Below are 21,832 nucleotides of genomic sequence, written 5' to 3' on the forward strand. Positions count from 1 at the left end.
AGACCTCCCGCTTGGCGTCGTGCGAAGTGTAGTGATGCTGCACCACTCGCACCACGGTTCAGCGGCGATCTGACATCAGTGCAACGAACCTGGCGAAATGATGGTCTGCGTCGTGGGGGCCAGGACTGGCTTCAGGGTGGTACTGAACGCCGAAAATCGGCTGGTTGCGATGGGCCATCGCAGCCACGGTTCGGTCGTTGAGATTGAGATGGGTGATCTCAATGGTGTCCGCCGGCAGGCTCTCTGCATCCAACGCGAAACCATGGTTTTGGCTGGTGATTTCCACCTGACCGGTGGTTCCGCATGGATGGTTTAAACCTCGATGCCCATAACCGAGCTTGAAGGTGGCTCCCCCCATAGCCAGACCAAGGATCTGATGGCCAAGGCAGATTCCGAATAGAGGAAGATTCTGTTGCTGCAACAGGCCTTTGGCCAGCTCGATGCCATGGGTCACTGCTGCGGGATCTCCCGGTCCATTGGAGAGGAACACACCCTCGGGCTGATGGGACAACACCGTGTCCAAATCGGTTGATGCCGGTAGAACAGTCACCGAGCAACCGTGGCCGACCAAGCGATCGAGAATCGCCCGCTTGATGCCGAAATCGATGGCCACCACACGATAAGGATCCTGGGGTCTCCCGATCTGCAAACGCCGATCAAAATCGACCGTGCAAGGCTCATTGCAGGTGTAGGGCTCAGGGGTTGAGACCTTGTCAGCCAGGTTCAGACCCTCCATCGACGGAGCCGACCGCACCTGCTCCAACAGCTCCACCGGAGAGCGACCATCTGAACTGATCACTCCGTTCATGGCCCCGGTCTCACGCAGATGGCGGACGAGAGCACGTGTATCGATGCCATGGATGCCAATCACGCCATGGCTCGCCAACCAATCCTGGAGGCTTTGTTGAGAGCGCCAATTGCTGGCAAGAGGAGACATCTGACGCGCGATCAGCCCTTTTGCATGGGGCTTCTCAGCTTCTTGATCGTCAGGATTGACTCCGGTGTTGCCCAGCTCTGGATAGGTGAAGGTCACCAGTTGCCCCGAATAACTGGGATCGGTCATCACCTCCTGATATCCCGTCATTCCCGTGTTGAAGACGACCTCTCCCACAACGCTGCCCGCGGCTCCACAAGCCAACCCTGTGAACACCGTTCCATCGGCCAGCACCAGCAACGCCGGCTCCCTGGATGCAGCAACAATCATGAGCAGACCGGTCCCTTCAGCAACGCTCGTGGTCTCATCCTCCCTCGGCGGGGGTCAGGGCTTTGCTCAAACGCTGGAGTCGATCCCAACCCAAGCCATCTCGCAGCACCAACAGGGCCTGCTGAGCTCCGGCTTTCAGATCCATCTCGACGCCGGCAACCCAGAGCACGAGCGCGGTGTTGAAGGCCACCACATCTGACTGTGCCTTGGTGCCATGGCCCTGAAGCAGATCGCTGAGGATGGCTTGATTGCAGGCAAGATCTCCTCCTCGCAGGGCCTCCAGAGGAGCCTCCTCCAGTCCGAGATCAGCTGGCGAAATGAACTCGCTGCGAATGAGCCCATCCTCAAGAATGCGCACCGGATTGGGCCCAGCAAGAGAGGCTTCATCCAATCCGCCGGCTCCATGCACCACCACGGCGCGCTTCTGCCCGAGCGCGTTGAGGGCTTCAGCCATTGGATCGAGCAGATCATCCGTCGCCACACCCAGCACCTGGCCATTGGGCCTAAGGGGATTAACAAGCGGACCCAGCAGGTTGAACACTGTGCGCACGCCGAGGCTGCGACGCAACGGTGCCAAGCTCACCAAGGCAGGGTGCCAGGCAGGAGCGAAGAGAAACGTCACGCCCGCCTCAGGCAGGGCCTCCACCACCTGCTGCGCTGGGGCTTTGAGATGGAGGCCAAGACCTTCCAACACATCTGCTGAACCCACTTTGCCGCTGGCGCTGCGATTGCCATGCTTGGCCACATAGGCGCCGCATGCCGCGGCAGTGAACGCCACTGCCGTCGAGATATTGAACGTGTCGGCACCATCACCACCGGTTCCACAGGTGTCGACCATCAGCAGATCAGGGCGAGCACCAGGCAAGGGACATGCTGCACGCAACACCGAGGCCATCGCCCCGAGTTCGCCTCCGTTCACTCCTCGTGCTCTTAAAGCCGCCAGAAATGCGCCGGTCTGCACGGGCGAGAGATCTTCCGACAACCACGCCTCCATCAACGCCGAAGCGTCATCAGGGCTGAGCACGCCTCCACGGAGTAGATGCTCCAAAGCCTGAGGCCAGGAAAGAGTCGGAGAGACCATGGGTGAGCAGAGCAGAGGCCTGGGCCTGAGCAGACAACAGGCAGAAAAAAGCCCGGGTGCAGATGCACTCCGGGCCGGGTGATGGGGACTTCAACACTATCCCTCAAAAAGGAAAGGATGGCCAGTTCGCTGACCTTCGAACACGCAGCCTTTCGGCATCGCCATCGCGGACACCCCATCGAGAAGATTCGCCTGGTGCCTAGGTTGATGGCTGTACAAGGATCGCGATGGCCGCCTTCCGCCTCGATCTGATCGGCCGCTATTTGAAGCCCCACCGACGCAGGGTCATGCTCGGTGCGATCGCGCTGGTGGTGGTCAACATCCTCAGTGTGACCATTCCTCTGGAAGTGAAAGGGGTCATTGATGACCTCCAGGAAGGTTTCGCCTATCGGGATGTGTTGATCCAGGCCGGCTGGATTGTGTTGCTGGCGACGACCATGGGTGTGGTGCGCTTGATCTCCCGGCAGTTGGTCTTCGGCGTCGGTCGACAGGTGGAGGTCGAGCTGCGCCAGAAGCTGTTCGATCACATGCTGCAGCAAGAGCCTGGCTGGGTTCAGCAGACCGGCAGTGGCGAAGTGATCAGCCGTGCCACGAGCGACGTAGAAAACGTGCGCAGGCTGCTGGGCTTCGCCGTTCTCAGCCTCACCAACACAGTGCTGGCCTATTCCTTCACGCTGCCAGCGATGCTGAGGATCGACCTTGGCCTCACCCTTGCTGCAATCGCCCCCTACCCAGTGATGCTGGTATCCGTGCGCCTATTTGGCGGGCGGATGATGCGCCAACAGCGTCGGCAACAGGAGGCTTTGGCCGGGCTCAGCGAACTGATCCAGGAAGATCTCTCCGGCATCGCAGCCATCAAGATCTACAACCAGGAACAACAGGAACTGGACGCGTTCAACCGCCGCAACCGTAGTTACCGGGATGCCGCGATTCAGCTGGCACGCACTCGGAGCACATTATTCCCTCTGCTGGAAGGGATTTCATCGATTTCCGTTCTGCTGGTGCTGGCCCTGGGGAGTTTTCAGCTTCAACAAAACACGCTGTCGATTGGCGGCCTTGTGGCCCTGATTCTTTACGTGCAGCTTCTGGTCTTCCCGACGGCTTTGCTCGGATTCACCCTGAACACCTTGCAGACCGGCCAGGTGAGCCTTGAGCGGGTTGAAGAACTGCTCTCCCGTCGCCCGATGATCCGCAACCCGCGCGAACCGGAACTGCTGGAACTGCCGGTGCGGGGTGACTTGGAAGCGCGCGGTCTGCACATCCGCTACGACGGCAGTGAAGCTGACACCCTGAATGGTCTTAGCTTCAAGATCCGGTCGGGAGAACTGGTTGCCGTCGTGGGACCTGTGGGCTGTGGCAAAACCACCCTGGCACGTGCCCTTGGCCGCATGGTCGACGTCCCAGAAGGTCAGTTGTTCCTCGATCGCCACGACCTCACCCGATTGCGGCTGACCGATCTGCGTGATCAGATCGCCCTGGTTCCACAGGAGGGGTATCTCTTCACCAGCAGCCTTGCGGACAACCTTCGCTACGGCGAACCCGAGGCATCCATGGAACGCGTTGAAGCGGCAGCGGAACAGGCGCGCCTGCTCGGTGACGTTCGCGGTTTCCCTGATGGCATGAACACTCTCGTGGGTGAACGAGGCATCACCTTGAGCGGTGGTCAGCGCCAGCGCACCGCTTTAGGAAGAGCGCTTCTGGTCAAATCAGCGGTGTTGGTGCTTGATGACGCCCTCGCCAGCGTGGACAACAACACCGCGGCGGAAATCCTGGCATCGGTGCGCCGTCAGACCAATCGAACGATTGTGATGATCAGTCATCAGCTTTCAGCAGCCGCTGCCTGTGACCGAATCCTCGTGCTGGATCAAGGACGTTTGGTCCAACAGGGTCATCACTCTGATCTGATCCAGGTGCCGGGTCTTTATCGCAGTCTCTGGGAACGGGAGCAGGCCGCGGAACGGCTGGAATCGGTGGCATGACGAAAGCTTGCGCAACGAACGGGCGACAAATTGCGTCGCTTTGGCTTAGCTAGAGGATCTGCCTCCGAGCCATGACGTCAGGCAACCCCTTCACAGTCCGCTGCACCCTCACCTTTGGTGACATCTACGGTCAGATCTTGGCCTGGATGGCGGTGATCTTCGTCAGCCTGGCCGCGGGACTGGCTCTGATGGGCTCATCTCGTCCTCTGTTCGCCCTTGTCGGCGTGGGGCTGATCCTGGTGCTCAGCCTGCCGTTTCTTCTGTTTGCATTCGTGACCACGCTGCTCAATCACATTCGCCTGGATCCCCAGACATCTGCCTAGGGTTGCGGTCGCGACACCATTTCCATGCTGCCCAACTGGCTCACGGGTTCACAGCAAGGACGACAAAACAACAACGCCGACGACCGTCACGTTGTTCTGGGTACCCCTCTCCACGCCCCCTTGATGGACGACCAGGAGGAAATCATCTTTGGTTGTGGATGCTTCTGGGGTGCTGAAAAAGGCTTCTGGCGACTTCCTGGTGTCGTGTCGACAGCTGTGGGCTATGCCGGCGGGCAAGTCGATTCTCCCTTCTACGAGCAGGTCTGCAGTGGCAGAACAGGTCATACAGAGGTCGTCCGTGTGGTCTGGAGCGCACCAGCCATCGATGTGAGTGATCTGCTCAAGCTCTTCTGGGAATGCCATGACCCCACCCAAGGAGACCGCCAAGGCAACGACCAGGGCAGTCAATACCGATCGGCGATCTACACCACCAACGCCCGTCAGATGGAGTTGGCCCTGGCCAGTCGTGAGTCCTATCAGCGCCAACTGACCGAAGCCGGTAAAGGGATCATCACCACCGAGATTGCCGCCGACCGCACCTTCTATTTCGCCGAGGCCTACCACCAGCAATACCTTGCCCGTCCCGGCAGCAGGCCCTACTGCTCTGCCATGCCCACGGGACTGGCTCTGGAGGGATTCCCAGGAGCGCAGTACCGGCTGCCCAGCCAAGTCTGGTCGCACTACGACTGGAGCATCAGCCACTGCATCCTGCGCGGTGACAATCGTCCGATTGAGTTGCAAGCATGAATGAACCACTGCCGGACAGAGTTGTGCTTGCGGTGATCGCCTTCACCATCGTGCTGGTGATCGGCATGGCGTTTCTTTTTCGTCCTGGCTCCGATCAAGACCGCCCCTTCCTCTGGAAAGACACAACACCGCCTTCGACGATCGAGTCAGCCGTTGAGGGAACCCTGTCGATCTGACCACTCCTGCGCCTCCCGGCAGAGAGACCTGCCAAAGTCAAAAGGGTGTGGTTCCCTCGAGCTCCTTGCCGTCCCCTGCCGAACCGCCAGGCCCGCGTCGCCTTCACCCGTTGCCAAGGGGGCTCGTCGAGCTTTATGGGTTGATTGCCGTGCTCGTGGTGCTGATTCCCGAGTGGATCGCAGACGGCACACTCAATCTCAGAGAGAGCAGCTCTCGCTCCAACCTGCCGATGGCTTCGAAGGCATGGAGAACGCTGCCGGAGCTCCAACTGGCCTCGATGAACCTTTCATCGCTGCGTGCACTGGCTCGAGAACTGCGTCTTTGGGGCTACGCCGCTGAAAACCGCGAACAGCTCACGGCCCGACTTCTGACCAGGATCAAGCGACGCACCAGATGGGGCAATGCCCTGTGATAGCTTGCTTTTGCCGTCGGGGCGTGGCGCAGCTTGGTAGCGCACCACTTTGGGGTAGTGGGGGTCGTGGGTTCAAATCCCGCCGCTCCGATTTGACGATCCATCTGCCGATCAAGACCTCTTTTTCGAGAGGTCTTTTTTTGTGCGCATCACGATCGGGGCTGCAGGCTGATCGCCTGTGATCAATGCTTCCGGTGTACAGACTGCTTGGGGTGGGTCATCACCAGATGCCGTTGCTGATCCAACAGCAGCCAGCCCTCATCCTTCAACTGACCGATGATCCTGGTCACCGTGACCCTTGTGGTGCTGAGGGCATTGGCCATGTCTTGATGGGTGAGTCGCACGGGCAATCGCAATCCCAGTTCACAAGGCTGCCCGTAATCCACAGCCAACAACTCCAGAAAACCCCGCACACGTTCCTCAATACGGCGGAGACCCACCAAGGCAAGCAAATTGGTTGCCTGCCGCTGCCTCAACATCACCGTGCTGAGCAGATCCTTGGCCAAACCGGGAGAGTCATGAATCTCCTGGAACGGAATGCAGAGCAAATCACAGTCACTCAGGGTGGTGGCTTCAAAAGCAGGAACATTGCTCAGGGGCTCGCCAAATGATTCATTTGGCCCAGCCAGCCCCAGCATCAACTCATCACCCTGCTCCGTCAGTGCTCCCAGCCTGACCATGCCTCGCACAACGATCCACAAACAGGCGTTGTGCAAAGGAACCGTGCGACCAGAGGAAAGATGAACCAAATGGCGTTTTTGGAAATTGGTTTCCAACATTTGCCGAAAAGAATCTGACGAATGAAACGTCTTTTTCGGAGCACTGAACATGGCATCAAGCGTGTCCTCGAAAACACTATTAAAATGCCGCTCAGTCAGTCACCAAGAGCCAGCAAAGAGCTGCTTATGAAGCGCTTAAGGCCAGTCGATGCTTTGATTAATTACTCAACTATGCACAATTCATTGAAGCAACAATCAAGCACTCAAAGAGAATCTTTGAAATGACAGATTCTGCCTTTTCACGAATTAAGCGCTGCCATGGAATGAATCCAAAGGCTTTGATCTGCGTGAACGCCAAGTTGGCGATGGACGCATGACGCATCAGCCGAATGCACCCCAGCGATCAGGCTGATGCACAACGATCAACGTCTGTCTTTCATAGACCGCAGAACACCTTCAGTGCCAAGAGTTACCCCCGGTTGTCGACTGACTCTCGGCAGGGCAACCGCGTGGAGACGGCATAACGCGTGAGCCAGCGATTCACGCGTGAGCGCTGCCTGACCGGCACCTCTCTCAGCAGCTCCGCAAGTTCCAGCGCTCCCAGGCGCTTGAGCTCACGCACATCCACATGCCAGAGACTTTCAGCCTCTCGAATTAACCTCGCCCAAGTCCGCACCTGCTGCCATCGCTGCAAGCGAGAACGAACCGTGAGTGAAGGCTTTGCGAAGGCCATGACCCAGCCTGGCCCGCAAACGCGATGGCGTGGCAAACCTCCCATGAGGCTTCGGACTGCTGAAGCAAATCAGGATGCCATCGGCATCGCGTTCTCCACAGCAACGACAGGGAAAGCGAGCGCTTCAGCCTCCCTCTGGGACAGACGCCGGACCCAAGCCCCTTTCACCGGATCATTCCAGCGGAATCCAGCCTCTCGGGCAAGATGCCTGTCGTCATAGGAGACCTGAGCGCGCATCAGGCATCGAGGCTCGAGCCCGCGTGCGATCAACAGCTCCAGATCGTCACACCGGCGAAACACTTCCGCCAGGTAAAGACAATCCGTCAGGGCACGATGAGCCGCCCACACCGGAACGCCGTAAGCCAAGGCCAGGTCAATCACCGATGGCCGTGCCCTGAGCTGTCGTTCCGCAGGCCATCGCACGTCTTCAAGCGTGCACAGCCAGGGGCGTGATGCCGAGGGCAACACCCCCCGTCCGAACCATTGACGGTCGAAGGAAGCGTTGTGTGCCACCAGCACATCAGCACTACTCATCAACTCTTGGAAGTAGGCCAGACCCTGTTGCCAGGGTTGTGGCATCCGGGTGACCGGTGCAGGGATGCGATTGATCGCTTCCGCCGGATTGCTGTCAACAGGAAGCAGGAAGGACACTTGTGCCAACACCTGACGTGACGACACGGAAAAGAGGACCGCCCCCACCTCAAGACATTGATCGGTCTGCGCATCAAGGCCCGTGGTTTCCGTATCAACGATCAGCAGCTGTTCAGGGGCCTCGCCTCGCTCGTTTCGGGCATCAGTGAGTGGACCCACTGCAGGTTGGCTTTGCTGACGATCCGGGAAATCGTTGGGTTCGGATTGAGGAGCAGGCTGACGCAGATCAATGGCAGGGTTTGATGCCTCGGTGGGCGTTCCCAGCTCCTGCAACAGATCCAACTGACCTGGCACTGGCGGGAACTCGGTCATGGTGAAGAAGACAGAACGAGGGACCTGCCGCCATTCTCCCGCCACTGTCGACCACTTCCTAGGGTTCGACGGAACGACGTCCTCCCATGGCTCTGAAGATCGGCGACCCGGCTCCGTCCTTTTCTCTTGAGGATCAGTCGGGTGAGACCAGACGCCTCGATGACGTCAAAGGTCGGATTCTGGTGCTGTTCTTTTACCCCAAAGATGAAACCCCTGGATGCACGGCTGAAGCCTGCACGTTCCGGGATCGTCACAGTGAGCTCACCCGACTGGGAGCGGAAGTGTGGGGCGTGAGCGGCGATGACGCAGTCAGCCATCGCCGTTTTGCGGAGCGCTACAAGCTCCCATTCCCTTTGTTGAGCGATCGCACGCAATCGCTGCGTCGGGCCTTTGGCGTCCCCAAAACCTTGGGCTTGCTGCCCTCACGTGTCACCTACGTGATTGATCAGCAAGGCGTGATCCGTCACGTGTTCAACAATCTTCTCGACGGTCCTGCTCATGTGAAAGAAGCCGAAACCATCGTTCAACAGCTGGCGAACGGGTGAACCGCTGGCAACGTCGCGATCAATGCTGGTGCCTTTGGCCCTCCACCGCCATTCGGGGGGTCGTGGAATTCGTTGGTGGCAGCTATCTCGCTGCCAGTCCCCAGATCAGCTACAGGCGGCTGCTGGAGTCACTGGCTGCTGAGCAGCTGGCCATTCATGCCTGGAGCTATGTTCCCGGTTTCGACCATCAGTTGCAAGCGCGTGACGCGTGGCAACAGTTACGTCGTTGCCGTCAGAGCCTTGAACAACGCCTGGGGTATCCACTCACAACCCTTCGGCTGGGTCACAGCCTTGGCTGCAAACTGCATCTTTTGGCACCAGATGGCGGGCGGGGATGCCGGGGCCTAGCAGCCCTGAGCTTCAACAATTTCACAGCTGATCGTTCAATCCCCTTGCTGGGCACCGTTGCCCCGGCCCTAGGAGTGGTGACGGAATTCAGTCCAGGGCCAGAGGAAACTTTGAAACTGATCGGCCGCTATTACCTCCAGCCCAACAATCTGGTGGTGAGGTTCGGGAATGACGCACTGGATCAAAGCCCAGATCTTCTTCAAACCCTGCAAAGCCGGGATCAGGATGCCAGCGAATTCCTGCAGATGTCAGGAGATCACCTCACTCCAGCCAGCGCAGGCCTGCGCCAGGGCTTGCTCGGTGACTGGGCGGATGACCCAGCCAAGAAAAAGCGCATCCGTCGACTGACGGACGCGCTGGTGGCAATGATCTAACTGAGCTGATCAATCAGCTGATCAAACGGAGGAGCAGCGCAAAACAACAAATCGCTTCCGAAAAGTCAGACGAAAGATGATCTTGTCTCTTACTGACCAACCATTGCAACAGCAGCTCTAGCCTTGGCCAGAATGTCACCTTTCAAGGGAACAAAACCAAGGGACGGGGCGGCATTCTGAGCTTGACTGCTCAGCATGTAATTAAAGACATCCCGGAGAGCTTGTGTGTTTGATCCATTCCCACTTTTGTAAGCGAGAACCCATGTCAGTGTTGCAATGGGGTAAGCCCCTTCGGCTGAGGGATTTGGATTCACCCCGGCCAAATTTGCATCAAGCTTGATTCCATTCAAAGCCGTGGCTCCGGAATTAACCGAAGGCAGAAGAAATTGCCCCGACTTGTTCTGCAAAGCTGCAGCTTTGACAGCTCCACGGATGTAGGACTGGTTGACGTAACCAATCGCGCCAACGCGGTTCTGAATCAAAGCCGCCACGCCCGAGTTGCCCTTGGCGCCGAGTCCAGAAGGCCAGCTCACGGATTTGCCCGTACCGAGAGTCCACTCTGAAGAAAAGGCTTGCATCGAGTTCGTAAAGGCCTTGGTCGTTCCAGACCCGTCAGAACGGTGAACCCAAACAAGCGGGCCTGCAGCGCAGCCCAGCTCGCTCCAATTGTTGATCTTGCCCATCGCAACCTGGACGGCCTGCTTTTGCGTGAGCTTGAGGTCACAGCCTGGCTTGTTGTATCCGAAGGCGATCGTTCCACCAACCATCGGGATTTGAACAACACCTCGTTTCACCTTGGCCATATCCGATTTCTTCATCGGATCATCAGACGCACCAAAACTCACGGTCTGGTCAATAAACGCTTTACGACCAGAACCAGATCCCACGGCCTGATAATTGACCTGAGGACCGCCAGACTTCGCAAGATCAGCGAACCAGCGCTGATAAATCTTGGCCGGGAATGTGGCACCAGCACCATTAAGAGATGGAGCAGCTGACGCTGTCGTACTGGCCCCAACAGCCAGAACAGATGTCAACAGCAGAGCTTTCTGAGAAAATTGCATCGCAGCGACCAAAAACAAAAAGTGGCTGTAGCAATTCAGTGTTAACCAAGCCAATCAGCCGCTGTCGTTATGCATGAATTAACCAAATTTAAGGTTAAAACAAGAAACTGTTAAATCCTTGAATTGCCGAGTTTTTCACAGTCTTAATTTCAGCCTTCCTCGTCAGCAGCAAGGTCAAAGAGCTCTCAGGCATCGCAGAACCAACCGCTGAGTCACCACACCGTGCCATCCAGCGGCTGGTTCACTGATGCACTGTCGTTAAGCCCGAAGCCTGTCCAGCACGGAGCGATCCTCGAGGGTGCTGGTGTCGCCACTGACTTCCTCACCGGCCGCCAACGCGCGCAAGATTCGGCGCATGATTTTGCCGCTGCGTGTCTTGGGAAGAGCGTCACTGCAACGGATTTCGTCCGGCTTAGCAATCGGGCCAATCTCCGCACCCACATGGCCGCGCAGCTCAGCGATGAGGGCATCATCGGAATTACGACCCGACTCCAGCGTGACGAAAGCAACGATGCCCTCACCTTTGAGATCATCGGGACGACCCACGACAGCCGCCTCGGCAACGGCTGGGTGGCTCACCAAAGCCGATTCAATTTCCATCGTGCCGAGACGATGGCCAGACACGTTGATCACGTCGTCAACGCGACCCATCACCCAGAAGTAACCGTCTTGATCGCGACGAGCTCCATCACCGGCGAAGTAGAGGTGATTGCCATCCGCGGGGCGAATGTGCTCCCAGTAGCTCTCGCGGAAGCGTTGGGGATTGCCATGCACAGTGCGCATCATGCCCGGCCAGGGACGACGCACCACCAGGTATCCACCTTCATCGGCAGCGCAGCTGTTGCCCTCGGCATCCACCACGTCCGCTTCGATGCCTGGCAACGGCAACGTTGCAGATCCCGGCTTGGTTGGGGTTGCACCCGGGAGCGGACTGATCATCACGCCACCGGTTTCGGTCTGCCACCAGGTGTCAATGATGGGGCAGCGACCACCCCCGATCACATCGCGATACCACATCCATGCTTCCGGGTTGATCGGCTCGCCCACCGTGCCCAGCAGCCGCAGAGTGCTCATATCGTGCTGATCCGGCACCTCACGACCGTTCTTCATGAAAGCCCGGATCGCCGTCGGAGCCGTGTAGAAAATTGTGATGCCGTGCTTCTGAATCAGCTCCCAGAACGCACCGGGCTTTGAAGGTCTTGGTGCACCCTCGTACATCACGGTGGTGGAACCATTCGACAAGGGTCCGTAAACGATGTAGCTGTGACCGGTGATCCAGCCCACATCAGCGGTGCACCAGTAGACGTCATCCTCACGGATGTCGAAGATCCACTGGAAGGTGAGATGGGCCCAGAGGTTGTAACCGGCCGTGCTGTGCACCACACCCTTGGGTTTACCGGTGGATCCCGATGTGTAGAGCACGAAGAGACGATCTTCACTGGACATCGGCTCGGCGGGGCAATTGCTGCTCTGCCCATCCACCAAGTCATGCCACCAAACGTCACGACCATCGACCATCTCAACAGGCTGTTTGGTGCGTTGCACCACCAGCACCGATTGAACAGAAGGACAAGCGCCATCTGCCAACGCCGCATCCACAGCTGGTTTCAGTGAAACCGGCTTGTCCTTGCGGAAGCCCCCATCAGCAGTGATCACCGCCTTGGCTTCGCCATCAATCAAACGGTCTCTCAGGGCTTCGGCGGAGAAGCCTCCGAACACCACCGAGTGGGGAGCACCGATGCGGGCGCAGGCGAGCATGGCAATGGCCGCTTCGGGCACCATCGGCATGTAAAGCGCCACCAGATCGCCCTTCCCGATGCCCTTGGCCTTCAGGGCATTGGCGGCCTTGCAGACCTCGGCGTGCAGTTCGCGGTAAGTGAATTTGCGAACGTCACCGGGCTCCCCTTCCCAGATCAGCGCTGTCTTGTCAGCGCGTTCCGTCTTGAGGTGCCGATCGAGACAATTGTGAGAAAGATTGGTGGTTCCGCCTTCGAACCAACGGGCAAAAGGCGCATCGGACCAGTCGAGAACGGTGTCAAAAGGCTGAAACCACTCCAACTCCCGCCGCGCTGCATCTCCCCAGAACGCATCTGGATCCTGTCGAGCAGCTTCCGCCAATGCCTTGTAAGCATCCATGCCACCGATGCGGGCGGAACGGGTGACGTCGATCGGAGGCGCGAAAACGCGTTGCTCATGAAGCACGCTTTCGATGGTGGATCCTTCGCTGCTCATCGGGGGTTGTCTAGTCGGGTTGAAGGCTGTGACTGATTGCCGCTGACATCAGATGTCAACAAGCATCGGCCGATGCTTGACCGCTTTCGCTGGCCTTCCAAACAGCCGGTTACGGCGCGTCACTTCGGGAGTGCCCGTTTTCGCCTCAAACAAAAGATAGATGCCACGTCTCTTCAGCACAGAACCTTGATTGAAACCTTTTCGAAGAAGAATCTCGTCACCTGAGGTGAAAGCGAATCGAGGCGGCCATCACACCAATGCGACCGTTGATTCCACTAGGGTCTCGGCTCTGTCTCACAGGACTCATGCTGCAAGCCTTGTTTTCCTTGCTCTTTGCAGCGGTCATGTGGGTTCAAGTGCCGCAATGGCAAAACGACTGGTCTCAGTGCTCAGTGGAAGCGCCTGATGTGGATTGCCACTGGTACGTCGTTGCTCCTGACAACACCTTTGGCGAAGGGTTCAGCTGGGACCACGCACCCTGGTTCAGCGCGGAAGGACTTCAAGATGTCGCCAACTTGAAGAACACCATGAATGTCATTCACAGCAAGGCAACGTCTGAAACGTGAGGCGAAAGGCAGCATCACCATCAATTGATGGGAGCGTCCTCACTTCTCAGCGTCATCAATCAATTGGCGTTTTTGATGGAGCAGTTTGCGTAGCTTGTACAGATTCATTTCGTGCTCCCCACTACTCCAATGCTGGGGAAAGGCGACTCGAGCTTGAAGCTCCGAGATTTGATTGTTGAGTTCTCTCGTTGGGTCCTCAGACCGTGGATCTCTTACAGAGTGGACCATCGCAGGCCCTAATGCCAGCAAAGCATCCGTGACATCGCTTTGAAGATCTCGGCACCACGAAGATCTCGCGAAAGCCCCTGACCAGACCTTGCAGAGCTTCTCGAACCGTTGTTGAACACCGGTGAGAGATCCAGAATGAACCTTGTGCCCGGTGGGAAGGAGGTCGCTTGCCTAATCAGAAATCGTTTGAAGAAAATTTCGGCCAGCCGACCAGCTTCACCAGATCCGTGAAGGCCATTCACGTTTCGATCGGGTGCTGCAAGCAGAAATGCCCAATTTGAACCAACCCAGTGCAGTACCCCAAGCCTGTCTGTTCGATCTGGATGGGTTGCTGCTCGATACGGAGCCATTGCATGCGCGTGCCTGGTCTGAAGCAGCTGATCATTTCGGCACCCAACTGACTGCAGCACAACTGTTGAGCTTGCAAGGGCGCCGCAGACTCGACAATGCAAACCGGGTGTGTTCCTGGCTGAACGCCGATGTGACTCCGGATCAGCTGCTGATGGTGCGCCAACCCATTGCCGTGAAGTTGTTGCCCTTCGCGCCAGCCATCGACGGGGCAGAAGCCTTACTCAGCAGTGCGCAACGCTCCAACATCCCAATCGCCCTCGTCACAAGCAGCGACAAGCCATCGGTCATGAACAAGATCACCCACCACCCCTGGCTAGGGCCGTGGATCACCATGGTTTGCGGTGACGATCCCGAGCTCAAAGCAGGGAAACCGGAGGCCGATCCTTATCTCTTGGCTGCCAAACGGCTCAACGTTCAACCCGAGCACTGCTGGGCCTTTGAAGATTCTGAAGCAGGAACCCTGTCGGCACTTACAGCCGGCTGCATCGTTTGGAGACTGATCAACTCTGGAGGTCTCCAAGTCACCAACCAAGACTGGCCTCGAATTGTGAAAAATGATCGATTGACCCTGATTGGCAATCTCGATGAGGCTCGCCAGTGCCTCGAGAGGTTGATCAGCAGAAGCTAATTAGTACAAACGGCTGAGAACAAAATCAGGCAGTTCGATCAAAGCCGTTTTTGAAGCGGAATCTGGCAGCCAGGTCAACGCGTCCCGAGAGTCCTGTGCGAAGGTTTCAGCTAGCTGACGAGTGCGAGCAATCGCGTCAGATTGACGAACGAAGGCTAAGGCTTCTTCGAGATCGCCATCGTTGCTGAATTCTCGCTCGATTAACACGGCCATGGACGGATTTTGTTCCAGGGCATAGAGCGCAGGGGCCGTGAGGTAACCGCTTGAAAGATCACTCGCGGCAGGCTTACCGAGCTGCTGATCGTTGCCGGTGAAATCGAGAATGTCATCGACGACTTGAAAGGCAAGACCAAGTTGGCGTCCGTAGCGATACAACGATTCGAGCTGTAACTCAGTACAACCGCTCAAAACACCTGCTGCTCGGGCGCTGTTGGCCACGAGAGAGGCGGTTTTGCAGTAGCTCTTCTCGAGGTAAGTTTCAAACGTTTGCCCGGTGTCGTAGCGGAACAACCCTTGCTTCACCTCACCATCAGCCAGATCCATGATCACTCGGCTGAGCAGTTTGACGACATCCAGGTTGTCGAGATTGGCCAGATGCCAGCTGGCCTGAGCGAACAGAAAATCTCCAGCCAGAACAGCGACGCGATGGTTGAAGCGGCTATGGACGGTTTCAACACCCCGGCGTGTCGCGGCTTCGTCAACCACGTCATCGTGGACCAGCGAAGCCGTATGAATCATCTCCGTGATCTCGGCCAGCCTGCGGTGACGCGGCGTGAGTTGCTCGTCGGCCGCCAGTGCCCTTGAAATCAACAAAACGATGCCTGGACGGAGCTTTTTCCCTCCAGCACTGAAAAGGTGCTCCGCAGCAGCTTGAAGAATGGGGTGACCGGCGCCGATCAGGCTCCGAAGATCGCTGAGCAGGATCTCAAGATCCGCCTCAACCGGCTGCAACAACTCGGTGACGGTGGTCATGAATCCCCTCGGTGCGGAGATCTTAGAAGGCATTGACCTGTCACTGCAGATCCACCAGCTCGACCCTTGGCCGTTGCCCCAACCAGGGGGTGGCACGGTCTGCGAAGCCATCGGAATCAGCGGTCACGCAAATGCGTGTCTCTGTCAACGCCAGAGGCTGATCCAGTCCGCCGGGTATGGGCGTGCCCAACAACGCGTCCAACTGGCTAGCCACGCCGTGCGCCGGATCAATCAGACGAATGGACTCCGGCAGCAAATTCTTGAGTAACGGCACCAGCAACGGGTAATGGGTGCAGCCAAGAACAATGGATTGCACAGACGCCTCCAGCAGCGGCTGCAGGTAATGAACAGCCGCTTCGCGCAACGCATTGGAGCGCAGATCGCCTGACTCGATCAGCGGTACGAAATCCGGACAGGCCTGCTGCACCACCAGGGTTCCGGGATGGAGAGCCTCAATGCTTTCGCGGTACGCACCAGAAGCAACGGTGGCGGGCGTGGCCAGAACACCAACACGCGATTCACGCACCATCGCGGCAGCCGCACCGATCAGTCCCACCACCGGAACGCCAGCCTGTCCTTCTGTCACTTCCCTGGCCAGTGCATTGGTGGTGTTGCAAGCCATCACCACCGTGGACACGTTCTGCTGACGCAGCCAACCCACCACTTCGCTGGCGATGGCCCGGATCTCCGATGGCGAGCGACTGCCGTAGGGAACCCGCGCTGTATCACCGAGATAAATCACGGGCAAAGAACCATGTCGCTCCAGCACGCGGCGGAGCACAGTGAGCCCTCCCAGGCCGCTGTCGAACAGGCCAAGACGAATGCTCATCGCAGCCCCTGCAGGTACTCGAGAATGCCGGTGGCGATCGCTAAGGACAAACGGCGCCGGTGCGCTGGATCAGCCAAACGCGGAGAATCGATATTTCCGGTCACGAATCCGGTCTCCACCAGCGCGGAGGGCATGGTGGTGCGGCGGATCACAAAAAAGCGGCCCCTGCGAACACCTCGGTTCGGACTGCCAGGAGACACATTCAGCACCTGCTGCTGAATGTGTGCCGCCAAACGCGCAGAGCGCGGATCAGAGAAGTAGAAGGTCTCAATGCCGTTCACCTCTGGCCGCGACATGCTGATCGCATTGGCATGGATGCTCACAAAAGCAGTGGCACCAAGCCGATTAGCCAGGGCCACGCGCGGTGGTAAATCCACATCCACTTCAGCGGTTCGGGTCAAGGTGACCTGAACACCCTTGGCTTCCAGCAAGCGCGCCACTTGCAGGGAGATATCCAGAACGATCTCCGATTCGCGGATGCCTCGGATGCCCACAGCCCCCGGGTCGGGTCCACCATGACCCGGGTCGATCACCACCCGATAACGGCCACGAGGCACATCAGGAAGCCCTTCCGCATTCACAGGCGTCTGGGTGGGCTGGATGCGCACGCCTCCCCACTGACCGGAACTGACACCGTTCAGATCACCTTCGCCGATGGTGCGCAGCCCGCGGGTCGGCAGGCCTTCAAACATCAACTTCCAACGATCAGGCGACGTGCCGATCAGCCGAAGCTGACCCGGATCGAGCTGCACCCCAGGCTGGAACTCCACCACCAGCCGCGTCGCTCCCGGGTTGGGTTTGCCCAGACGGACCTCACGGACAGGCCCGGAACCGCGCAGGCTGCGAGGTCGGCTGAGCTCCCCTGGAAAATCGATCCAGACCCTGGGACCCCGGCCCGCTTCACCCGCTTCAAAAAAGGCATCCAAGCGTGCACCAGTGGCTGTTCTCAGCTGCAACACTCCATCGCTACCCAAAGACCAGGCTGCGAGGGCGCTAGCAGCACGAGCTGGCAGTGACCACAAAAGGCTTGTGGACTGCACGGCAGCAGCGATCAGCAGAGCACTGAAACGACGGGGAAGCCGAGGCATCAGGGTCAGAACAAGGCGGTTCTGCGGTGCTGCAGACAGGGCATTTGCGTGCGAATGCGCTGAAGATGATCAAGATCCACCGGGGCAATGGCCGCACCGGCACTGACTCCGGCATCGGCCAGAACCGTGCCCCACGGGTCAATCACCATGGCGTGACCATGGCTCTGACGGCGGCCGGCATGGGTACCGGTCTGAGCGGGAGCCAGCACGTAGGCCGTGTTCTCAATCGCGCGGGCCTGCAACAGCACCTGCCAGTGATCCTTGCCCGTGAAGGCCGTGAAGGCGGCGGGAATCATCAGCAACTCAGCTCCTGCTCCGATCAGGTGTCGGTAGAGCTCAGGGAAGCGCACGTCGTAGCAAATGGACACCCCCACCCTGCATAGTCCTGGCACATCCACCACGGGTGGCAGTTCAGCACCGGAACTGAAGCCAGCCGACTCCCGGTAGGAACTGCCGTCGGGCAGATCGACGTCGAACAAGTGGATTTTGTCGTAACTGGACAGGATCTGACCATCACGACCCACCAGTTGTGCGCGCTGAAAGGTGTGCGCATCGTCTCCGACGGGAACAGGGAAACCTCCGCCAAGGATCACCACCTGGTACCGGCGCGCCATGGTCACGAGAAAGCGCGATGCCTGTTCAGCAAGAGCCGGAGCAATCTCCAACCGCCGCGCGTCGTCACCAATGAACGCAAAGTTTTCGGGCAAGCCGATCAGCTCAGCGCCGCGTCGTGCCGCCAGATCGATCTGTTCCTCGGCAGCGGCGAAGTTGCGCTCGGGATCGGAGCTGCTGGTGAGTTGCACGGCCGCGGCCAGGAAATCACGCACAGAGGTCAGAGATCAGTCGATGAAACTGTATTGCTGATCAACCAACCCGTCGTCAGGCGCGAATAGCTCGTAAGACACCTGGCTCCACCTGAGTTGGCACCACTGACAACTGATCCAAGCCTGCACAACAGCGGAAATCAGCATCGTGATTGCCCAGACCGATCAAGCGCTGACCATGGGATGCCGTGCGCAAACATCCTTCAGGGTCATGCTCCCACTGCCTCCACAGCGCCAGTGCAGCCTGGAGTTCATCGTTCGCGACAACGGCACCGGCCTCCTCCAGCAATGCGGCCAGGGCACCTGCGGCCAGAGAATCTTCTAAGGAATACGTGCCTTCCCAACCACTGCCCAAAATGAGGATTTGCTCAGGTCGCTCCTGGAGCAGTCGCTCCGCGACGGCACGTCGATTGGGGAGCGCCACGGTGAGCAGGCATGACACCCCCCGGACACGTTGCAGAGCCCGCGTCCCATTGGTGGTGCTCATGAACAGTCGCTTGCCCGACACCACCTCGGGAGTCACCGCCACCGGTGAGTTACCCAGGTCGAAGCCGGCAATTTTGCTGCCACCACGTTCACCCAGCAAAAGACGACGCTCGGCGGGCCAGGCGTCGGCCTCGGCGCGCAATTGGTCGAGATCGGCAAACGCCTGCACGGCCTCAGCACCGTTGTGAAGGGCCCAAGCAATGGTGGTCGTGGCCCGCAGCACATCAATTACCACTGCGGCATCAGGCCCATCAGCGGTCCCGACGGTCTCAGGCACATCCGAAGCCACATGGAAATAGGAAACCTGCACGGCCACGGTCATGATCAGCGTGCGTCACAGTACCGAGATCACGGCCCCCTGAGGTGTCTTCTTGATGGCTCTGTTCAGCCCCGGCCCGGGCACTCGGGATCTGCGCGCCTTCATCCAGTTGCTGGAGGAGCGGGGACAGCTCAGACGAATCACCGCCCCCGTTGACCCCGATCTCGAACTAGCCGCCATTGCGGATCGAGTGCTGGCCAGCGGTGGTCCGGGTCTGGTGTTCGAAAACGTGATCGGTTCCTCCATGCCGGTGGCCGTGAACCTGCTGGGCACCGTGGAACGCGTGGTGTGGAGCATGGGCCTAGAGCGCCCAGAGCAACTCGAGGAACTGGGAGAAAGGCTGGCCTTGCTTCAGCAACCCAGGCCACCGAAAGGTTTGGGTGAGACCAAGCAGTTCGCCCGGGTTTTCTGGGATTTAGTGAAAGCCAGACCTGACCTCGATCTGCTTCCTCCCTGCAGACAGCAGGTCTTTGAAGGGGATGCGGTGGACTTGAACAACATCCCCCTCATCAGGCCTTGGCCCGGCGATGCCGGGGGTGTCATCACCCTGGGACTTGTCATTACCAAAGATCCCGAAACTGGTGTTCCGAACGTCGGTGTGTATCGACTGCAGAAGCAATCTGTGAACACGATGACCGTGCACTGGCTGAGCGTGCGTGGCGGTGCTCGCCACTTACGCAAAGCGGCGGCCATGGGCAAAAAACTGGAGGTGGCTGTTGCTATCGGCGTTCACCCCTTGCTGGTGATGGCCGCCGCCACCCCCATCCCAGTGCAACTGAGTGAATGGCTGTTCGCAGGGATTTATGCCGGCGAGGGCGTGCGGCTGAGTCGCTGCAAAACGCTCGACCTCAAAGTGCCCAGCCACAGCGAAGTGGTGCTGGAAGGAACCATCACTCCTGGAGAAGTGCTCCCCGATGGCCCCTTCGGCGATCACATGGGGTTCTACGGCGGCGTCGAGGATTCGCCTTTGGTGCGCTTTCACTGCATGACGCAGCGGCGCGATCCGATGTTTCTGACCACGTTCAGCGGTCGTCCACCCAAAGAAGAGGCGATGCTGGCGATCGCCCTGAACAGGATCTACACACCGATTCTTCGGCAGCAGATTCCGGAGATCAAAGACTTCTTCCTCCCGATGGAGGCGCTGAGCTACAAGCTCGCCGTGATCTCCATCGACAAGGCCTATCCAGGTCAGGCCAAACGCGCCGCGATGGCGTTTTGGAGTGCCTTGCCACAGTTCACGTACACCAAATTCGTGGTGGTGGTCGACAGCCACATCAACGTTCGAGACCCACGCCAGGTGGTGTGGGCCATTGCTGCCCAGGTGGACCCCCAACGCGATCTCTTCACCCTCGAGAACACGCCCTTCGACACCCTGGATTTCGCCAGCGAACAGCTCGGGCTTGGCGGCCGACTAGCGATCGATGCCACCACCAAGATCGGGCCGGAGAAGAATCATGAGTGGGGCGAACCGCTGAGCCGGCCTGATCAGCTCGAACAAAAGGTGACGGATCGCCTGGAAGAACTCGGGTTGAGTGACATCAGCAACCAGGAGCCGAATCCAGAGTTATTCGGCTACCTCCTGGATCAGCTCATTTCCAACCGGCCTGTGCCATGAGCCGAATCGCCAATGGATTGAACGCACTCAGCTCAGAGACGGTGACCTGATCCGGCGTGAACTTGGTCATGCCCCTCAGATAAGCCGACGATCCAACGCCACGAAGAGGAAATTCATAGGTCGGCCCAGCAAGACCAGCACTGCCGTTGGGCGATGCCAGAAATTCAATCAGCTCAATCGCTTCCGGTTTGTTCTTCGCGTAACGCGAAACGGCAGCCGCACTGATGTTCACATGGGCAGGATTGGGCATCACGATCGACACCTGGCGAGCCAGCTGCTGATCTTTTCCACCATTCACTCCCGACAACATGCGGGCCAAGTAGTAGTGATTCACAACGCCCACACCACATTTGCCTTGCGCAACAGCACGAATCAGGCCGATATCACCGGTGAAATAGGGCTGCGTGACATTCGCCGTCACACCGTTCAACCAAGCTTTGGTTGATGCCTCACCCTTCAGTGCCAGCTGGTCAGCCACCAAGGACTGGTTGTAGACGTTTTTGCGGTTTCTGAGGCACAATTTGCCCTTCAAATCCGGAGATGCCAGCTGCGCATAGGTCTGCACCTCGGCGGGATTCACCACCTGAGGATTGACAACAATCGCCCGAACCCTGCGAGTGAGGCCGAACCAGCGATTGCCAGGATCTCGATAGCGGGACGGAACCTCGGATTCGAGTGTGCTTGAGACAATCGGCTGAAACAAGCCAGCTTTCGCTGCGTTATTGATGCGTGCGGCATCCACAAGGATGATCACATCGGCCTTCGTATTGGAACCTTCGCGCTTGAGACGCTCAACAAGTGAGATCCCCGATGCTTCAATCAAGCGCACCTTGATGCCTGTTAATTCCGTGAAAGCCTTATAAGACTGCCGGTCCGTATTGTAGTGGCGCCCTGAATAAACACGAACTTCCCGCGCATGAACCGAAAGCGGCATGAAGGCGAACGACGCAAGCAGGGAGGCAGCGAGAAACTTCATAAATCACAAAAGCCCACCTGATGCTGTTCGCACGACGACCATGCGTCGC

Annotated in this window: 23 protein-coding genes and 1 tRNA gene; 11 read left to right on the plus strand and 13 right to left on the minus strand. The window is 58.4% G+C overall.

The features are described from left to right. Window positions 1-58: 58 nt before the first annotated feature. Together carA and trpD are read right to left on the minus strand one after the other, a co-directional pair. Window positions 59-1,204 carry a glutamine-hydrolyzing carbamoyl-phosphate synthase small subunit gene (carA, locus tag SynA1825c_RS08735; RefSeq protein ID WP_186468950.1) on the minus strand — a complete coding sequence of 382 codons (1,146 nt, stop codon included), beginning with the start codon at window positions 1,202-1,204 and terminating at the stop codon, window positions 59-61. A gap of 34 nt (window positions 1,205-1,238) precedes the next feature. Beyond that, window positions 1,239-2,285 carry an anthranilate phosphoribosyltransferase gene (trpD, locus tag SynA1825c_RS08740; RefSeq protein WP_186468951.1) on the minus strand — a complete coding sequence of 349 codons (1,047 nt, stop codon included), beginning with the start codon at window positions 2,283-2,285 and terminating at the stop codon, window positions 1,239-1,241. A 227-nt stretch (window positions 2,286-2,512) separates the two neighbouring features. Between trpD and SynA1825c_RS08745 the strand changes: the two genes are divergently transcribed. The 6 genes from SynA1825c_RS08745 to SynA1825c_RS08770 all read left to right on the plus strand — a co-directional run bounded on the left by SynA1825c_RS08745 (window position 2,513) and on the right by SynA1825c_RS08770 (window position 6,014). Continuing rightward, complete coding sequence (locus SynA1825c_RS08745; protein ID WP_186468952.1) at window positions 2,513-4,264, plus strand: ABC transporter ATP-binding protein; 1,752 nt, start codon at window positions 2,513-2,515, stop codon at window positions 4,262-4,264. Between the two features lie 71 nt (window positions 4,265-4,335). Then, the gene (locus SynA1825c_RS08750; protein WP_186468953.1) at window positions 4,336-4,587 is read left to right on the plus strand and encodes a hypothetical protein; all 252 of its coding nucleotides are present in this window, start codon (window positions 4,336-4,338) and stop codon (window positions 4,585-4,587) included. A gap of 24 nt (window positions 4,588-4,611) precedes the next feature. Further along, window positions 4,612-5,334, plus strand: coding sequence for a peptide-methionine (S)-S-oxide reductase MsrA (gene msrA / locus SynA1825c_RS08755; protein WP_186468954.1), 723 nt, complete (start codon window positions 4,612-4,614; stop codon window positions 5,332-5,334). Then, window positions 5,331-5,510 (plus strand): hypothetical protein, encoded by a 180-nt coding sequence (locus tag SynA1825c_RS08760; protein WP_186468955.1) that lies wholly within the window; start codon window positions 5,331-5,333, stop codon window positions 5,508-5,510. The genes msrA and SynA1825c_RS08760 overlap by 4 nt, the downstream gene beginning before the upstream one ends. A gap of 65 nt (window positions 5,511-5,575) precedes the next feature. Continuing rightward, window positions 5,576-5,923, plus strand: coding sequence for a hypothetical protein (locus tag SynA1825c_RS08765; protein ID WP_186468956.1), 348 nt, complete (start codon window positions 5,576-5,578; stop codon window positions 5,921-5,923). A 17-nt stretch (window positions 5,924-5,940) separates the two neighbouring features. Next, window positions 5,941-6,014 (plus strand) — tRNA-Pro (locus tag SynA1825c_RS08770). 91 nt (window positions 6,015-6,105) lie between these two features. Here SynA1825c_RS08770 and SynA1825c_RS08775 read toward each other — a convergent pair. The 3 genes from SynA1825c_RS08775 to SynA1825c_RS08785 all read right to left on the minus strand — a co-directional run bounded on the left by SynA1825c_RS08775 (window position 6,106) and on the right by SynA1825c_RS08785 (window position 8,338). Continuing rightward, window positions 6,106-6,672, minus strand: coding sequence for a Crp/Fnr family transcriptional regulator (locus tag SynA1825c_RS08775; RefSeq protein WP_370593737.1), 567 nt, complete (start codon window positions 6,670-6,672; stop codon window positions 6,106-6,108). A gap of 439 nt (window positions 6,673-7,111) precedes the next feature. Continuing rightward, window positions 7,112-7,375 (minus strand): hypothetical protein, encoded by a 264-nt coding sequence (locus SynA1825c_RS08780; protein WP_186468958.1) that lies wholly within the window; start codon window positions 7,373-7,375, stop codon window positions 7,112-7,114. A 69-nt stretch (window positions 7,376-7,444) separates the two neighbouring features. Beyond that, on the minus strand, window positions 7,445-8,338 hold the full coding sequence (locus SynA1825c_RS08785) for a 3'-5' exonuclease (RefSeq protein ID WP_186468959.1): 894 nt from the start codon (window positions 8,336-8,338) through the stop codon (window positions 7,445-7,447). 86 nt (window positions 8,339-8,424) lie between these two features. On the opposite strand from SynA1825c_RS08785, the gene SynA1825c_RS08790 reads away from it, so the two are divergent. Both SynA1825c_RS08790 and SynA1825c_RS08795 read left to right on the plus strand, forming a co-directional pair. Next, window positions 8,425-8,883 (plus strand): peroxiredoxin, encoded by a 459-nt coding sequence (locus tag SynA1825c_RS08790; RefSeq protein WP_186468960.1) that lies wholly within the window; start codon window positions 8,425-8,427, stop codon window positions 8,881-8,883. Next, window positions 8,880-9,605 carry a DUF1350 family protein gene (locus tag SynA1825c_RS08795; protein WP_186468961.1) on the plus strand — a complete coding sequence of 242 codons (726 nt, stop codon included), beginning with the start codon at window positions 8,880-8,882 and terminating at the stop codon, window positions 9,603-9,605. The genes SynA1825c_RS08790 and SynA1825c_RS08795 overlap by 4 nt, the downstream gene beginning before the upstream one ends. An 89-nt stretch (window positions 9,606-9,694) precedes the next feature. On the opposite strand, the gene pstS is transcribed toward SynA1825c_RS08795, so the two are convergent. Both pstS and acs read right to left on the minus strand, forming a co-directional pair. After that, window positions 9,695-10,669 (minus strand): phosphate ABC transporter substrate-binding protein PstS, encoded by a 975-nt coding sequence (gene pstS, locus SynA1825c_RS08800; protein WP_186468962.1) that lies wholly within the window; start codon window positions 10,667-10,669, stop codon window positions 9,695-9,697. A gap of 258 nt (window positions 10,670-10,927) precedes the next feature. Next, a complete protein-coding gene (gene acs, locus SynA1825c_RS08805) occupies window positions 10,928-12,901 on the minus strand; it encodes an acetate--CoA ligase (RefSeq protein WP_186468963.1) in 1,974 nt (657 codons plus the stop codon). A 305-nt stretch (window positions 12,902-13,206) separates the two neighbouring features. On the opposite strand from acs, the gene SynA1825c_RS08810 reads away from it, so the two are divergent. Together SynA1825c_RS08810 and SynA1825c_RS08815 are read left to right on the plus strand one after the other, a co-directional pair. Continuing rightward, on the plus strand, window positions 13,207-13,467 hold the full coding sequence (locus SynA1825c_RS08810) for a hypothetical protein (protein ID WP_186468964.1): 261 nt from the start codon (window positions 13,207-13,209) through the stop codon (window positions 13,465-13,467). A gap of 496 nt (window positions 13,468-13,963) precedes the next feature. Further along, a complete protein-coding gene (locus tag SynA1825c_RS08815; protein WP_186468965.1) occupies window positions 13,964-14,674 on the plus strand; it encodes an HAD family phosphatase in 711 nt (236 codons plus the stop codon). Here SynA1825c_RS08815 and sds read toward each other — a convergent pair whose 3' ends face one another. The 5 genes from sds to SynA1825c_RS08840 are packed head-to-tail and all read right to left on the minus strand — an operon-like array spanning window position 14,675 to window position 19,183. After that, a complete protein-coding gene (gene sds / locus SynA1825c_RS08820; RefSeq protein WP_186468966.1) occupies window positions 14,675-15,646 on the minus strand; it encodes a solanesyl diphosphate synthase in 972 nt (323 codons plus the stop codon). A 40-nt stretch (window positions 15,647-15,686) separates the two neighbouring features. Next, window positions 15,687-16,475 (minus strand): glutamate racemase, encoded by a 789-nt coding sequence (gene murI, locus SynA1825c_RS08825; protein WP_186468967.1) that lies wholly within the window; start codon window positions 16,473-16,475, stop codon window positions 15,687-15,689. Continuing rightward, entirely contained in the window at window positions 16,472-17,563 is a 1,092-nt protein-coding gene (locus SynA1825c_RS08830; protein ID WP_186468968.1) for an N-acetylmuramoyl-L-alanine amidase, read from the minus strand. The genes murI and SynA1825c_RS08830 overlap by 4 nt, the downstream gene beginning before the upstream one ends. Window positions 17,564-17,568: 5 nt before the next feature. Then, window positions 17,569-18,390 carry a carbon-nitrogen hydrolase family protein gene (locus tag SynA1825c_RS08835; protein ID WP_186468969.1) on the minus strand — a complete coding sequence of 274 codons (822 nt, stop codon included), beginning with the start codon at window positions 18,388-18,390 and terminating at the stop codon, window positions 17,569-17,571. A gap of 52 nt (window positions 18,391-18,442) precedes the next feature. Beyond that, complete coding sequence (locus SynA1825c_RS08840; RefSeq protein WP_186471126.1) at window positions 18,443-19,183, minus strand: 2-phosphosulfolactate phosphatase family protein; 741 nt, start codon at window positions 19,181-19,183, stop codon at window positions 18,443-18,445. 64 nt (window positions 19,184-19,247) lie between these two features. Here SynA1825c_RS08840 and SynA1825c_RS08845 point away from each other — a divergent pair, with 64 nt between their 5' ends. After that, entirely contained in the window at window positions 19,248-20,807 is a 1,560-nt protein-coding gene (locus SynA1825c_RS08845) for a UbiD family decarboxylase (protein ID WP_186468970.1), read from the plus strand. On the opposite strand, the gene SynA1825c_RS08850 is transcribed toward SynA1825c_RS08845, so the two are convergent. Next, window positions 20,782-21,783 carry an extracellular solute-binding protein gene (locus tag SynA1825c_RS08850; protein ID WP_186468971.1) on the minus strand — a complete coding sequence of 334 codons (1,002 nt, stop codon included), beginning with the start codon at window positions 21,781-21,783 and terminating at the stop codon, window positions 20,782-20,784. The two genes, SynA1825c_RS08845 and SynA1825c_RS08850, sit on opposite strands and share 26 nt — an antisense overlap. Window positions 21,784-21,832: the final 49 nt, after the last annotated feature.

It is taken from the genome of Synechococcus sp. A18-25c, from assembly GCF_014280035.1.
Taxonomy (GTDB): Bacteria; Cyanobacteriota; Cyanobacteriia; order PCC-6307; family Cyanobiaceae; genus Synechococcus_C.

Excerpts from the sequence above, each read along its gene's own strand:
- SynA1825c_RS08815 (WP_186468965.1), top strand. The coding sequence starts at position 13,964 with ATGCCCAATTTGAACCAACCCAGTGCAGTACCCCAAGCCTGTCTGTTC.
- murI (WP_186468967.1), bottom strand. The coding sequence starts at position 16,475 with ATGAGCATTCGTCTTGGCCTGTTCGACAGCGGCCTGGGAGGGCTCACT.
- SynA1825c_RS08760 (WP_186468955.1), top strand. The coding sequence starts at position 5,331 with ATGAATGAACCACTGCCGGACAGAGTTGTGCTTGCGGTGATCGCCTTC.
- SynA1825c_RS08750 (WP_186468953.1), top strand. The coding sequence starts at position 4,336 with ATGACGTCAGGCAACCCCTTCACAGTCCGCTGCACCCTCACCTTTGGT.
- acs (WP_186468963.1), bottom strand. The coding sequence starts at position 12,901 with ATGAGCAGCGAAGGATCCACCATCGAAAGCGTGCTTCATGAGCAACGC.
- trpD (WP_186468951.1), bottom strand. The coding sequence starts at position 2,285 with ATGGTCTCTCCGACTCTTTCCTGGCCTCAGGCTTTGGAGCATCTACTC.
- SynA1825c_RS08785 (WP_186468959.1), bottom strand. The coding sequence starts at position 8,338 with ATGACCGAGTTCCCGCCAGTGCCAGGTCAGTTGGATCTGTTGCAGGAG.
- SynA1825c_RS08830 (WP_186468968.1), bottom strand. The coding sequence starts at position 17,563 with ATGCCTCGGCTTCCCCGTCGTTTCAGTGCTCTGCTGATCGCTGCTGCC.
- SynA1825c_RS08850 (WP_186468971.1), bottom strand. The coding sequence starts at position 21,783 with ATGAAGTTTCTCGCTGCCTCCCTGCTTGCGTCGTTCGCCTTCATGCCG.
- pstS (WP_186468962.1), bottom strand. The coding sequence starts at position 10,669 with ATGCAATTTTCTCAGAAAGCTCTGCTGTTGACATCTGTTCTGGCTGTT.
- SynA1825c_RS08790 (WP_186468960.1), top strand. The coding sequence starts at position 8,425 with ATGGCTCTGAAGATCGGCGACCCGGCTCCGTCCTTTTCTCTTGAGGAT.
- SynA1825c_RS08845 (WP_186468970.1), top strand. The coding sequence starts at position 19,248 with ATGGCTCTGTTCAGCCCCGGCCCGGGCACTCGGGATCTGCGCGCCTTC.
- carA (WP_186468950.1), bottom strand. The coding sequence starts at position 1,204 with ATGATTGTTGCTGCATCCAGGGAGCCGGCGTTGCTGGTGCTGGCCGAT.
- SynA1825c_RS08745 (WP_186468952.1), top strand. The coding sequence starts at position 2,513 with ATGGCCGCCTTCCGCCTCGATCTGATCGGCCGCTATTTGAAGCCCCAC.
- sds (WP_186468966.1), bottom strand. The coding sequence starts at position 15,646 with ATGACCACCGTCACCGAGTTGTTGCAGCCGGTTGAGGCGGATCTTGAG.
- msrA (WP_186468954.1), top strand. The coding sequence starts at position 4,612 with ATGCTGCCCAACTGGCTCACGGGTTCACAGCAAGGACGACAAAACAAC.
- SynA1825c_RS08780 (WP_186468958.1), bottom strand. The coding sequence starts at position 7,375 with ATGGCCTTCGCAAAGCCTTCACTCACGGTTCGTTCTCGCTTGCAGCGA.
- SynA1825c_RS08810 (WP_186468964.1), top strand. The coding sequence starts at position 13,207 with ATGCTGCAAGCCTTGTTTTCCTTGCTCTTTGCAGCGGTCATGTGGGTT.